General features: G+C 39.3%; 10 protein-coding genes. 1 reads left to right on the top strand and 9 read right to left on the bottom strand.

Annotated elements, in window-relative coordinates; translation table 11 throughout:
* Positions 1 to 121: 121 nt before the first annotated feature.
* The 4 genes from mukB to cmoM are packed head-to-tail and all read right to left on the bottom strand — an operon-like array spanning position 122 to position 7,396.
* Positions 122 to 4,582 (bottom strand): chromosome partition protein MukB, encoded by a 4,461-nt coding sequence (gene mukB / locus JEP36_RS00520; RefSeq protein WP_198620508.1) that lies wholly within the window; start codon positions 4,580 to 4,582, stop codon positions 122 to 124.
* On the bottom strand, positions 4,579 to 5,310 hold the full coding sequence (gene mukE, locus JEP36_RS00515; RefSeq protein WP_109373531.1) for a chromosome partition protein MukE: 732 nt from the start codon (positions 5,308 to 5,310) through the stop codon (positions 4,579 to 4,581). The genes mukB and mukE overlap by 4 nt, the downstream gene beginning before the upstream one ends.
* Positions 5,291 to 6,613: a chromosome partition protein MukF gene (mukF, locus tag JEP36_RS00510; RefSeq protein WP_198629744.1), complete on the bottom strand. Its 1,323-nt coding sequence runs from the start codon at positions 6,611 to 6,613 to the stop codon at positions 5,291 to 5,293. Before mukF ends, mukE begins: the two co-directional genes overlap by 20 nt.
* 9 nt (positions 6,614 to 6,622) lie before the next feature.
* On the bottom strand, positions 6,623 to 7,396 hold the full coding sequence (gene cmoM, locus JEP36_RS00505; protein WP_198620506.1) for a tRNA uridine 5-oxyacetic acid(34) methyltransferase CmoM: 774 nt from the start codon (positions 7,394 to 7,396) through the stop codon (positions 6,623 to 6,625).
* A gap of 375 nt (positions 7,397 to 7,771) precedes the next feature.
* Here cmoM and elyC point away from each other — a divergent pair, with 375 nt between their 5' ends.
* Positions 7,772 to 8,599 (top strand): envelope biogenesis factor ElyC, encoded by an 828-nt coding sequence (gene elyC / locus JEP36_RS00500; RefSeq protein WP_198620505.1) that lies wholly within the window; start codon positions 7,772 to 7,774, stop codon positions 8,597 to 8,599.
* An 87-nt stretch (positions 8,600 to 8,686) separates the two neighbouring features.
* Here elyC and kdsB read toward each other — a convergent pair whose 3' ends face one another.
* From kdsB to msbA, 5 genes are all read right to left on the bottom strand, one after another.
* The gene (gene kdsB / locus JEP36_RS00495) at positions 8,687 to 9,448 is read right to left on the bottom strand and encodes a 3-deoxy-manno-octulosonate cytidylyltransferase (RefSeq protein WP_072069670.1); all 762 of its coding nucleotides are present in this window, start codon (positions 9,446 to 9,448) and stop codon (positions 8,687 to 8,689) included.
* Positions 9,449 to 9,452: 4 nt separating this feature from the next.
* On the bottom strand, positions 9,453 to 9,632 hold the full coding sequence (locus JEP36_RS00490; RefSeq protein WP_004244593.1) for a Trm112 family protein: 180 nt from the start codon (positions 9,630 to 9,632) through the stop codon (positions 9,453 to 9,455).
* A gap of 415 nt (positions 9,633 to 10,047) precedes the next feature.
* Entirely contained in the window at positions 10,048 to 10,263 is a 216-nt protein-coding gene (locus tag JEP36_RS00485; RefSeq protein ID WP_023581324.1) for a cold-shock protein, read from the bottom strand.
* A gap of 514 nt (positions 10,264 to 10,777) precedes the next feature.
* Positions 10,778 to 11,767, bottom strand: coding sequence for a tetraacyldisaccharide 4'-kinase (gene lpxK / locus JEP36_RS00480; protein ID WP_198629743.1), 990 nt, complete (start codon positions 11,765 to 11,767; stop codon positions 10,778 to 10,780).
* Positions 11,764 to 13,509 (bottom strand): lipid A ABC transporter ATP-binding protein/permease MsbA, encoded by a 1,746-nt coding sequence (gene msbA, locus JEP36_RS00475; protein WP_109373525.1) that lies wholly within the window; start codon positions 13,507 to 13,509, stop codon positions 11,764 to 11,766. Before msbA ends, lpxK begins: the two co-directional genes overlap by 4 nt.
* Positions 13,510 to 13,541 lie beyond the last annotated feature (32 nt).

Here is a 13,541-nt window from a genome sequence, read left to right as displayed (position 1 = left end):
TTTTTTTGTTAATTTGCTTTCATTTTTTGATCTATGTAACACTTTGAAAAAAGAAGGCGCTATAAGCATAAGCCCGCAGCGCCTTTATTCTTGCCCTTTTGAGGCTAATAATGGGATAAAATTATTCTGTTATTTCAGCAACATTTGATGATCCGATTTTATCTTTTTCAGCCTGTTGACCAAAACCTTTTAAGCCAACAACATGTACATGTTCAGTGCCGTTGAACACTTTACGCACTAATTTATAGGTTGTTCCTTTTTCTGGGCTGATATTTTCTGGTGCCGCAATAATTAACTGCATATCAAGACGGTCGCAAAGCTCAAATAACGTTGCAATAGATTTCGCATCTAAACGCGCAGCTTCATCGAGGAAGAGTAAACGACAAGGAGAGATATCTTTTCCTCTTAAACGTCGCGATTCTTCTTCCCAGCTTTGTACCACCATAACCAGAATTGACATCCCCGTACCAATCGCTTCACCTGTTGATAAAGCACCACTTTCTGCTTTTAACCAACCTTCTGGTCCACGATTAACTTCAACATCCATTTCAAGGTAATTACGGTAATCTAACAGCTCTTCACCCACGGTTTGTGGCATACGTTGACCAATGTCCACTTGAGGGTTTAAACGCTGATAAAGCTTCGCCATTGCTTCAGAGAAAGTAAGGTTTTGGTTTTTAAATAGATCTTGATACTGGTTATCTTCTTCAGATAACACATCCAATAACACTTGATGACTTTCACGAATATTGACGTTGAGTCGGACACCTCGCACCTGACCAAATGAAACTGCTTGTAAACCTTGGTTTAACATACGGATACGATTTTGCTCACGCTGAATAGTTTTACGAATAATATTCGCGACACTTCGTGAACTAATCGCTAATTTTTGCTCACGACTAGTTAACTCTTCAGTTAAGCGAGCAAGTTCGATTTCCATCTGTTCAATTGCATCAACCGGATCATCAGTTTTAATGATGTCTTGACGAATACGTTCCCTTAAATGCTGGTATACCGCAATAAAGAACTGAACTTTACGATCTGGATATTTCGCATCTTCTGAGCGACGTAACGCATCACGTAAATATTCATTATCAGCAACCGCTTGGCGTAAAGCACCTAACGCTTTATCCGACATTGAACGTAGCTCATCAGCAGAAAGATAAGCAAAGTCTCGTCGATGTAAGCGACGCTCCATACCATTTTCTTTCACTAATCGCATAACCGCGCACCAACCCGCTTTTGCACTCACAACATGCTCACGAATTTGAACGTAATCACGCTCAAGTTTACGAATTTTCTTGGTGAGATTATCTCGCTCTGCTTCACTCAATGCGATATCACGCTCAAGTTGACTAATACGAGTACGGTTTGCACTTACCGCAGAATAGCGCTGGTCACGTAGCTCTTTTGCTCTTGTTTCAGCACCAACATCAATCTGGATACCCGTATCACTCATCTCTTGCTCAAGCTCTCTGAGCAATTCAGATTTAGTGTCAAAAGAGCTTTTTAATGAGGCAAGTACTTGATTAAATTGAGCACATTGAGCTTGTTGCTGACGATAAAGTTCTCTTGCCGTAGCACGTTCTGTTTCTGCCATCTCTAAACGGTGACGTAGCTTCTCGTTAAGATCACTATTTTCACTGACAATCTCAACGGCATCACTATAACTAAAGTGTGGGCGACGCTGTACCACTTCCACCAGTAAGAAAGCTTGTTGCTGATAACGTTGTTGCTCTGCTTTTGCTTGCTCGTAATCTTGCGCTAATTGTTCATGCGCTTGTGGATCACTTTGCAAGATTGAAGCGATAGGCTCTAATGCTGCTAATGCTTTTTCGTGACGCTGTAAGTAACGCATTGACTCTTCAGCGGCATACAGCTCTTCGCGTAACTCTTCAACACGATCAATCAGAGTTTCATCCATCAAGATATTAACTTGAGGAATAAGTTTATTAAGAAGATTCAGCGATTCTTTAGTACGTGCATAATGTTGACGCTGTTGTTGAGTACTCTCTTCGTATTGCGCTAACGCTCTTTCTAGCTCGTTACGTCGTTGATTAAGCTGGCGAATATTCTCTTCAGGATCAGCCTCAAATGCCACAGAAATATGTTGTCCCACAAACTGACTAAAGGCATGGTGGGCACGTTGGATCTTCTGTACATCAAAAGCTTGTGTTGCGTAAAGCTCAGAAAGTTCATCACGCTGACGCGATAAAATTTCTAATTGATTTTCACGCGCAGCACGACCAAAAAGCGGAATTTCAGGGTAGCGAGAATAACGCCATTGTCTATCAGTACTTTTGATAAGAACCGCTTTATCCATCTCTTGAGCATTAAATACACTATCATCGAAAGATTGTGGGTCACCTTCGATAAAATAGAGATCTTCAGGGCAATCTTCTAATGTTTCTAATTGTTCCTGAATCAACGAGAGATCTTGCACAACAATTGCGTGACGTGCAGGGCCATATAATGCAGAGAAATAAGGCGCATCGTCTAACGTAATATCATCATAAATTTCTGATAATAAAACACCATTAAAACGTTCCGCTAATGTAATTAAACGTCCGTCTTCTGCACCACTTGGCTGACTTAAACGTTCAATTTGTGCTTCAATCTGCTGTTTACGAGTTGCAGTTTCATCACGTAATACGGTTGCTTCACGCTCTTTCTCAAGTAACTGTTGCATATATTCCGTTACTTGATGACCCGTTTCAAAAGATTGACGAGTCTGTTCACATAATTGTGTTAACGCATCTTGTGCAGCAAGCCATGCGGGTGCTTGTTTTTTCAGCTTTTCAATTTGTTGTTTAAGTTGATCCAACTCTTGGCGCATTTGCATGCGGTGTTCGCCAGACTCATTAACATAATCGCTAAGCTCTTCAATTTTGGCTTCTAACTCATCTTGAAGAATTAACAAATCATCAGGCTCCATCGACTTGCCATGATGTTTGTTAAACTCTTCAAGCTGGCGCTCTGCACTATTTCGTTGATGCAGGCGTTGCTCTAATTCTGCCAACTGCATGCGAATAGGATGAACCCTATCCGCTTGATGTCGATGAGAAGACCATTCACGTAATGCTGTTTTTGCCGCATCCCATGCATTTTGACGTTCAACCTCACCTACAATTGAACTTACCAGTTTATAGGCTTGATCAAATTGCGTTTTAGCCGCTTCAGAAACATTGAGTTTCTGTTCCATAGAGAGTAATGAATGCGTAATGTTTTGAATTTTGGCTTGAATACGTTCAGCCCATTGTTCAGCATTTTTCTCGTCTAAATCCGCAATATCACACTGTGCTTTAGCGCGCTCTAACGCTTGTACAGCTTGACGATATTGAATAGCACGCGTCTGTTGTACGTCTAATGCTTGTTGATAATCTGCCAACTGATTTTTCAGTTCATCAACTTCTTCTTCAGCAGACTCCACGCGCGCTTCAAGCTCTTCTTTCTTAGAAGCTGCTTCTTCAACAACTTCACTTTGTTCTTCTAAGCGAAAAGTGATTTCTTCGACATCGGCAACATAGCGGTCAATTTTTTCTTGTTGGCGAACCGCATTTTGCACTAAGTTTAGTCGGTCGCTTGCCGCTTGATAATCGGCTTCAAGATCAGAAGATAACGCTTGTTGCTCTTCTAGCTCTTTCCCCATTTCAACAAAACGATACGCTTCGTTATTAATGGATTTACGCTGACTCCATAATTCACGACGTACTTCTAAAGCTTCATCTAGGTGAACACGTCGTTCGTTAGCATGGCGCATATAGTCAGCTGCAACATAAGATGTCGCTTCTGTAATTAAATGCTTAAATAAGTCACGATCAGATTGAGTGACTCGAATAGCTTCAAGCGTCATTCGGTTTTCACGTAATGCGCCTTCCATATCTTGGAAAGCTTTTCTTACACCACTATTCTCAGGTAGTAAATAATCACGTAAAGAGCGTGTAATCGCACTTGAAATACCGCCATACAATGAGGCTTCAATTAAACGATAGAATTTGGCACGATCACTTGCTGAGCGTAAACGTTTAGGAATAACCCCTAAATCAAACATCACCGCGTGGAAATCAGTGATAGAGTTAAATTGTCTAAAAACAACCCCATCAATGGCTTCAACTTTTTCTTTTAATTCATTAAGCGGTAAAACACGGGCTTGGCGATCTGCAACAGCTTGCGTTAAAATTTCTGTTGGATTTTCTGCCATTGGCAGCCCTTGGATCATAAAGGGTTTGATATCAACTTTCTTATCACGTCCTGCAATTTGCTGTAAGCGAACACCGACCACAGCACGTAAGTGACGCGAGTTGATCACATCTAATACGGCATAACACACACCAGGGCGCAATTTCCCGTATAACCCTTTATCACGAGATCCACTTGTCGATCCTGCTTCTGTGGTATTACGGAAATGAAGCAAAGTAAGATCAGGGATCATAGCTGTGATAAATGCAGCCATAGTGGTTGATTTACCCGCACCATTACCACCTGATAACGTAGTCACCAACTCATCTAAATCAAAAGTACGAGCAAAGAACCCATTCCAGTTGATAAGTGTTAATGAGCGAAATTTTCCCCGTTCAATCATTTATTTTCTCCCTCCGCATCATCTTCACTGGATTGTAATTGCTCATCTTCATTTTCTTCATCGTCGTTAAGTGTTTCTGAGCTATCTTCAAGCGCCATTGCTTCACCATCACGGATCATGCGCATTTGAGCCTCAAGCGGATTATCACCACTACGCACATCTGCACCAAAACGGAAAACAGATTCTGTGATCGAGAAACGCTGCATATCATTTAATAAGAATGAAATCATGCCTAAACGACGTAAACGATTTAACGAGGTTCTTATTTTTTCTTGTAATTTTTGCAAATCAAGATCAGAACCTGTTGAGCGTTGATTCACTAAACGTAAAAGTTTGGTTTCATCTGCTAATGTTCTTAATTCATCGAACAGCTCTTGAACGGTGAATATTCCCTGATTGGCTAACCGCTCAGGGCTAAGGTAAAGATAACAAAGAATTTTCCCCACCAGCATATCCATTTCAGAGAGGACAGAACGTGGAATAAGTGTGGTTGAACGCGGTCGCAAATAGAAGAATCCTTCTGGCGCTCGGATTAATTCGACGTTATAACGCGCATAAAAGTCTGATAACTCATCTTGAAAATCCATCAAAAAAGCATGATTATCCAGAGAGTCTATACCGATATGTCGACCTGCACGTAACTGGCTATCCAGTTCAGGAAAAAGTGAGTTCGCTAATGCCTGCGCCAGTTTTGCTGGCATAAATTGTTCAGTATGTATCGATGACATGCGCTTGTACCTTAGCTCCATATTCGTTAATTTCTGACCATTTTGCAGGTAATCCTGCGAGCTCAGCTTTCGCTACACCTAATCGTACTGCTTGATCAATGACAATACGTGCAACATCGAAATGTTTCTGTTGCGGATAACGATTAAGATATTCAACTAACACTGAACTGAGATCTAATGCTCTTTGTTCTAATTTGTAAGAAGCAAGCTCTTGCTCTACCCATTGCGCTATCTGTTCGTTCACTTCACTGAACATTTGATATTCAAGCTCTTCGGGTAACTCACCCGTGACTTCTTCATCACGTAGAACCAGTTCTTCATCACGCATATCAAACAACCGATCAGCATTAGCGTAAGTTAATGCCCACGGGTTGTCGAAATAGGTTTGTACGGATTGACGTAAACGGCGAGAGAAAATACGATTTTTATCCATATCAATCGCTGTACGAATAAATTTATGGATATGTCTGTCGTATCCAATCCATAAATCAATAGATTGCTGACCCCAACTAATAATGCGGTCTAACTTACTTTGAAGTTCAAATACTAATGTATCTATTTGCTCAACATGGCCCGTATTCATGTTTGCTTCCTGAATACGTAAGAGATTGGCTTGAAGTTTGTCGCCAGCTGCTTCAAGCGTATCTTGTAGCTCTCTTAATGTACCAGATGTTTCAGATAACAGCTGTTCACAGCTTGAAATAGCCGCTTGCCAATCTTGGTTTAATAACGCAGCAATATCTTCTTTTACTGTATTTTGCTGCTCATCCATAATTCGCTGAGATAAATCAATGCTATCGAAAATTTCCGCCACTGAATATTTTAGAGGCGCGAAAACATTACGATGCCAATGATATTCATCACCGCCGTCTTCAGCAGAGCTTGCCGCTGAATCAAGCTCACCCGCCACAATAGAAAGTTGCATAGATAAGCGCAATGATGAAAATTCGCGTTGGCGAATATAGTAATCACTAATTCCAATACCCAACGGGGTTAAACGGTATATTGCATTACCTTCTACCAATTCACTGGTAAAACGGTTAAAAAGCCGCTGCTTTACCATGTCATTAATGGCATTATTCGCGCGAACTTGTATTGATTCTGCTGGTTGTTCGAAGCCTTTACACACTTCCCTAAAGGCATCAATTAACTCCCCTTCACTGATTTCGCCATCAAGGCGCTCGCTGTTTAATACAGCGACAGCCATCAAAAAAGCTAATCTTTCTGGTGGCAGTGAGATTGAGAAATCATTTTTTCTCGCCCAAGACACTAACTCAGGAACGGTCTGGGTAAAATCACTCATAGTACATCCTTAATTTACACGCTTTTGTGCCATGACATGAATGTAACGCCCCAGACTGATATAGGGCTCTTGCCGACAATATCGTTGCTCTAATGCAAGCAACGATGGAAAATCTTTATTTTGTAACTGACGACTTTGCAAATAATCATGGAAAACACGAACACCCGTTTTTCCCAATATTGTCATCGAAAACTCATCTAACCATTGATAAACATCTTCTGGTTGTAATGGATTTTGAGGTGATAGCGATTTTTTTCTTCTACGTGGGATCTCAGGATTTGCCAGATGAAAATTCCCTAAAATCGCATTTCTCATGACAATACCATTCGCATTGTAAAACATTAGCGATAAGATACCATTAGGTAGCAACATATCGGTAAGAACATTTACTGCGTCTTTCTGATCCGTGATCCATTCCAATACTGCATGAAATAGAATTAAGTCAACCCCTTCATCTATATGCTCTTTAATCTCTTGAGCCGCACAACAAATAAACATCATGTTCTCGATGACACCCTCTTCAATCGCAGCTTCTTGTGCGCGATTAAGCATCTCTTGTGATAAATCACATAAGATAATTTGGTGTCCTAATTTAGCAAGCTGACGAGAGAAATAACCTTCACCTCCACCTGCATCTAAAATACGCAAACTTCGGTTAGGTAAAAGGGTCAATAATTGTTGTAAATCTTCCCAAATCACCGCTTGACGTATTTTACCCTTTGTTGTGCCATAGATATTGCGGGAGAATTTATCTGCAATATCGTCAAAATTACGATCTGACATTAAAACGCCTCATGATAACAACTTACTACTTGCGCTCTCTGCGTTCTGATAAATTCAAAAATATGAGACACTGTACATTAATAAAGACGGCAATTTTACCAGTGTTCTATGATACTGACTGTTTTCTCTAAAGAAATAAGTCATGAATCAGACTATTCGCAAAGCGCAGTACAAATATAACGCTTATTAATGAAAAAATTAACGTTCAAACGTTTATCGTTTTATAAATAATTAAACGGTTCTTTATTTCTATTGATGAAAACTTAGTGAATCGTTGTTGTGTTAGCTATTTTGACACAACGTCTTGGAATTCCCCTAGTTTTCACTAAACTTTCGCTATCAATTGCATGTATTTCACTCAATCTAGGATGATTTATGCTGTTTTTGCTCAAAAAATATGTTGCAGGCTTTCTGATGCCCTTGCCTTTGCTCTTATTAATCGCCTTTTTTGCATTAGCACTACTTTGGTTTACACGTTGGCAAAAAACCGGAAAAAGCCTACTCACTGTTGCGCTTGTTCTGTTAACTATTCTAGGCATACAACCTGTTGCCGATACACTATTAATGCCAAGTGAAAAAGAGTATCAAGCTCGTTATGAATTACGAGAAAATTCGCAACAAGATGTGAACTACATTGTTGTTTTAGGTGGTGGATTTACTTATAACCCAGAATGGGCACCAAGTTCTAATCTTCTTAACAATAGTTTGTTTCGTGTTGCTGAAGGTGTAAGACTTTATTATCGCAATCCCAATTCGACACTGATTTTTACAGGGGGAGCAGGTGTTAATCAGATAAGTAGTGCAGAGGTAGCGGCTCAGGTGGCACAATCTTTAGGTGTACCTGCGGATAAAACTATCGCACTATCAACACCGAAAGATACAGAAGAAGAAGCCTATGAAGTTGATAAATTAATTGGAAAGAAACCATTTTTGCTTGTGACGTCTGCCAACCATTTAGCACGCGCTGAACGTTTCTTTTTAGCACGAGGCATGAACCCTATCGTTGCGCCAGCTAACCAATTGGCTATCACTTCACCATTACATCCTTGGGAGAAATATTTTCCCTCCGCCACTTATTTTCAACACAGTGAACGTGCATGGTATGAGTTTTTAGGATCGATGTGGCAATCAATAAAACCGACTGGACAACCCGCCACTATTCCTGAAAATGAAGATCATCAATCTGATAAAGAAAAAAGCTAATAATTAAAAATATCTTTGCTGACTGAGACAAAAACGGCACTTAATTAAAATTAAGTGCCGTTGATATTATTTGTTGTCGCTCAAAGACTAAAATTCTTGGTTAAGCGCTCGATATGCCGCTCTTGCTGCGACAAGATCATCTTGTGTATCTACACCCACACCAGGAACTTCTAATGCTTTTGCAACATGGATTTTTTCACCATACCACAGCACACGCAGTTGCTCTAACATTTCAATAGATTCTAATGGGCTTGGTTCCCAAGTAATATATCGACGTATAAAGCCCGCACGGTAAGCATAGATGCCAATATGGCGAAGATAATGCTCACCAATTTCATCATGTGATAAATTAAAACGGTCTCTTTCCCAAGGAATGGTTGCACGAGAGAAATAAAGTGCAAAACCTTTTGCATCCATCACGACTTTCACCGCGTTAGGATTAAAAGCTTCTTTTGAGTCAACAATAGGCACCGCTAATGTTGCCATTCCTGCACCACAATTTGCTAAGTTTTCAGCAACTTGGGTAATAATAGCGGGTGGAATAAGAGGCTCATCACCTTGTACGTTAACGATTATTTCATCATCTGCAAATTGATATTTTTCAATGACTTCTGCTAAACGTTCTGTACCTGAATGGTGATCTTCGCGAGTCATACACGCTTCCCCGCCCGCTTTTTCAACTGCTGCAACAACATCTAAGTTATCGGTTGCAACAATGACGCGGTTTGCACCAGAGCGCATAGCCTGTTCCATCACGCGAACAATCATAGGTTTGCCATGAATATCCGCGAGGGGTTTACCCGGTAAACGGGTCGATGCATATCGACCTGGGATAATGACCGTGAACATGAAGTTACTTTTCCTCTTCTAGTGATAATTCTCTTGCTTCATTCTCCAGAAGAACGGGGATATTGTCACGAACAGGATAAGCTAAATGATCAATTTTGCAGATAAGCTCTGAGTTTTCTTTATCAAAGATAAGTTTGCCGTGGCAAACTGGGCAAGCAATAATTTCAAGTAAGCGGTGATCCATTTTGTCCCTCTCAAGGGTTAATCATTTTATATGGCAAAAGGATATCATAAGGAAGGATCAGCGTTAATACTCAAAACCTCTCGTTTAGTGATAATTCGAAAATTATTTTATTTATTAATAAATTTATTATTTTCTCTTTTACTATAAGCAACAAAAAAGCCACATTAGTGTGGCTTTTTATCGTTGAGTCTGCAACATCATTAATAAAGAATTACATTCAGCTTTTATTGATAATAATTTAACCTTTTTATTATCTTTATTGCATTCTAATTAACGAAATGACTCTTTTATATTACTTATTCAGCTTGGTGGTAAACTATTTCTGCCTACCTACCTAAAAATAGGCATAAACGATAATTTAATCTCAATGTTAAACTACCGTTTTATCTACAACTTTAACAAGACTAAACCTTATTTAAAATCCAATAACATCAGCGGCTTCTAAACCTGCTGCTGTTCTGATTACAGAAAACTCAACGTCTTGACCTTCTGTTAATGCTTTATTTTTTGTATTGGCAATCGCTTTTTTATTGACATAAACTTCTTGTTCAATATCTCTTGCAACAATAAGACCATAACCCTTGTTATTGTCAAACCATTTTACGCGACCCATTCTTAATTGTAATGTCATGATAGATAAACTCCTTTTGTTCTTTGTATAGTTTTATTTTCCTATACAAATGCATCCTACTTTTTATTAAGTCTTCTTATATAAAACCCCAATTAAATTCTGAACACATTAATTTAAGTAGTGCATTTTATTATTCAATATAAATGTTCAAAATCGTGATAGCTAAGCTTAATAAATATCTTAAAGCACAATAAATATTTACAGTATCAATATGACAAAAAGATGACATATTGATATTTATTGAGCACTGATAAAAAAGATAACCGAATATAGAGATAACTAGTCACCATCAAAAATGGTTTTTATTATTCATAGTGCACAAAAGCCAACGCTATTCACTGCACAAAATATTAACCCTACATTCAAGATCCACAAACTCTCCACACAAGGCTTTTGAGTAGATAGGGTAATTGCGAGTTAAATTGAACTACGACAAAAGCGATATGCAACTGTAGGTAGGTAATCTTTTATGTAACGCTATCCTGATTTCCACTATAAATATCATTGTTTCAGATCAGATACAAGTTTTTTTCGAGCCGTAAATTAAATTGCTGACTTGTTTTAGCACAGATTGACTATTTAATTCAGCGCTAACGGGTAAATACCACCAATTATCTTGCGCAAAATGCTGACATTTAACGGCATCTTTTTCTGTCATAATAAGGGGTTCTAAATCTGGCGTTAGATCCTGTAATTCTTGAGCGCTATAATCACTATGATCACTAAATGCTTTTGTTGTGATTAACTCTATCCCTTTTTCATGTAAAGAGTTAAAGAATCGAGGTGGATGACCAATTCCAGCAATAGCAACAGCCTTCTTAATTTGCTGAACAGGTTTCTTTTCTCCCGTTTTAAGATTAACAGCAATATCACCTTCCAGTACCATGCTTATCTCGTTACCTTGGCTTACTCCGCCATTAACGATAATTGCATCTACTGAATTTAAGCGCCCTGCACGCTCCCGCATAGGTCCTGCTGGTAACCACCAACCATTGCCAAACCGACGTTGGCCATCAATAACAACAATTTCATAATCACGCTGTAATGCATAATGCTGTAAACCATCATCAGTGATGATCACATCAAGCTCATATTGAGCTAATAACGCTTTTACTGCATCTCGTCGATTAGGTGCAACCGCAACGGGAGAACCTGTTCGATGATGAATCAATACAGGTTCATCACCTGCCATAGAAGGTGATGTATCGGATGTCAAAAGTAATGGATAATGGTCTGATTTCCCGCCGTAACCACGAGACACAACACCTGGTTTAAATCCCTGCTGTATTAATTGCTCAACAAGCCATATCACAACAGGTGTTTTACCATTCCCACCTGCAGTTAAGTTGCCAACAACCACAACAGGAACAGGGGCTTTCCATGATGCTAACCACCCTTTTTGATATGCAAAACGCCTTAGCAGTGTGATCGCACCATACAACCATGAGAATGGAAGCAACAGGATATAAAACCAAGATTTACCAGACCAAATCCGTTCAATCATTTGCCAAATTGCATCCTATGAAGTTGAGCATAAATACCTTTTTTCTCAATCAAATCAAGGTGTGCGCCGCGTTCAATAATTTCACCGTCTTCAATAACTAATATTTCATCCGCTTTCTCAATCGTTGATAAACGGTGAGCAATCACTAAAGAAGTTCTATTCTTCTGTAGTTCATCAAGTGCTGACTGGATAGCACGCTCTGATTCTGTATCTAGTGCTGATGTTGCCTCATCAAGAATAAGAATTGGTGAATCTCGCAATAACGCTCTTGCAATTGCAATACGCTGACGTTGTCCGCCTGAAAGTAGCACTCCATTTTCACCAATTTCAGTATCTAAGCCTTTATCCATTTTTTGGATAAAATCCATCGCATGTGCCATTTTCGCCGCTTTTTCAATATCTTCACGGGTATACTGATCTTCACAAGCATAGACAATATTGTTTGCTACAGTTTCATTAAAAAGATGCACATTTTGAGAAACCAGAGCCACTTGATTACGCAAAGATTTCAATGTGTATTCACGAATATCATGACCATTAATCAATATCTCACCTTCATTAATGTCATAAAAACGTGTGATCAGGTTTGCAATCGTAGATTTACCCGAACCTGAGCGTCCAACTAATGCAACAGTTTTCCCAGCTGGAATAGTAAATGACATATTTTTTAAAGCTGGTGTATCTTTCGTCACATATTGGAAAGTGACATTGCGAAACTCAATATCACCAGTCGGTTTCTTCAGCTCTAATTTACCTGTGTCTTTTTCTTGCTCCATATCGAGGATAGCAAATAGCGTCTGACAAGCAGCCATACCACGCTGAAATTGAGCATTCACATTAGTCAGCGATTTCAATGGACGCATTAATGCAACCATTGAGGAGAAAACAACCGTTATTGTACCAGCTGTTAATGTATCCATAATTTCAGGGAAACTTGCTGCATATAGGACAAATGCTAATGCGAAAGAAGCAATCAATTGAATAATAGGATCTGAAATTGACGACGCAACAACCATACGCATACCTTGACGGCGAATATGATTGCTCACATGGTTAAAGCGTTTATTTTCAACTTCTTGACCATTGAAAATCAGAACTTCTTTATGCCCTTTTAGCATTTGTTCTGCACTAGTTGTCACTTGCCCCATGCTATTTTGAATTCGTTTGCTGATCGTTCTAAAGCGAGTCGATACTAAACGAATAACAAAAGCAACAATAGGCGCGATAACGATAAGGATCAGAGACAATTGCCAGCTATAGTAAAACATCAAACAGAATAGCCCGATGATATAGGCACCTTCACGTACAACAGTAATTAATGCACCTGATGATGAAGAGGCAACTTGTTCTGAATCATATGTGATACGGGAGAGTAAAGTCCCTGTTGATTGCTGATCGAAAAAGCTCACCGGCATTCCCATAATATGGGAAAACAGTCGGCGACGCATATTCATTACCACTTTTCCTGATACCCAAGAAAGACAGTAACTTGAAATAAAGTTAGATATACCACGCAGAACTATCAGTCCAATAACGGCAAAAGGCATCCATTTTAATACGTCATTACTCGCTTTACCAAAACCTTCATCAAGAAGCGGTTTTAATAAAGAAATCATAAATGCATCCACGCCCGCATTGATAATTAATGCAATTGCAGCAGTGATTAAACCCGCTTTGAAAAGTCGGATCATTGGCCATAGGCGGCGGAATGTTTGCCACGTTGATAGATCTATATCATTCATATATATTACCAAACTTTTAATAATTAGCCGGA

Origin of the sequence: Proteus sp. PR00208, assembly GCF_016238545.1 — a bacterium.
Taxonomy (GTDB): Bacteria; Pseudomonadota; Gammaproteobacteria; order Enterobacterales; family Enterobacteriaceae; genus Proteus.
This window is presented reverse-complemented; position numbering and strand designations above follow the sequence as displayed.

Bases quoted from the DNA above. Each gene is read 5' to 3' on its own strand.
- lpxK (WP_198629743.1), bottom strand. From the start codon at position 11,767: ATGATTGAACGGATTTGGTCTGGTAAATCTTGGTTTTATATCCTGTTG.
- elyC (WP_198620505.1), top strand. From the start codon at position 7,772: ATGCTGTTTTTGCTCAAAAAATATGTTGCAGGCTTTCTGATGCCCTTG.
- JEP36_RS00490 (WP_004244593.1), bottom strand. From the start codon at position 9,632: ATGGATCACCGCTTACTTGAAATTATTGCTTGCCCAGTTTGCCACGGC.
- kdsB (WP_072069670.1), bottom strand. From the start codon at position 9,448: ATGTTCACGGTCATTATCCCAGGTCGATATGCATCGACCCGTTTACCG.
- mukF (WP_198629744.1), bottom strand. From the start codon at position 6,613: ATGAGTGATTTTACCCAGACCGTTCCTGAGTTAGTGTCTTGGGCGAGA.
- mukE (WP_109373531.1), bottom strand. From the start codon at position 5,310: ATGTCATCGATACATACTGAACAATTTATGCCAGCAAAACTGGCGCAG.
- msbA (WP_109373525.1), bottom strand. From the start codon at position 13,509: ATGAATGATATAGATCTATCAACGTGGCAAACATTCCGCCGCCTATGG.
- JEP36_RS00485 (WP_023581324.1), bottom strand. From the start codon at position 10,263: ATGACATTACAATTAAGAATGGGTCGCGTAAAATGGTTTGACAATAAC.
- mukB (WP_198620508.1), bottom strand. From the start codon at position 4,582: ATGATTGAACGGGGAAAATTTCGCTCATTAACACTTATCAACTGGAAT.
- cmoM (WP_198620506.1), bottom strand. From the start codon at position 7,396: ATGTCAGATCGTAATTTTGACGATATTGCAGATAAATTCTCCCGCAAT.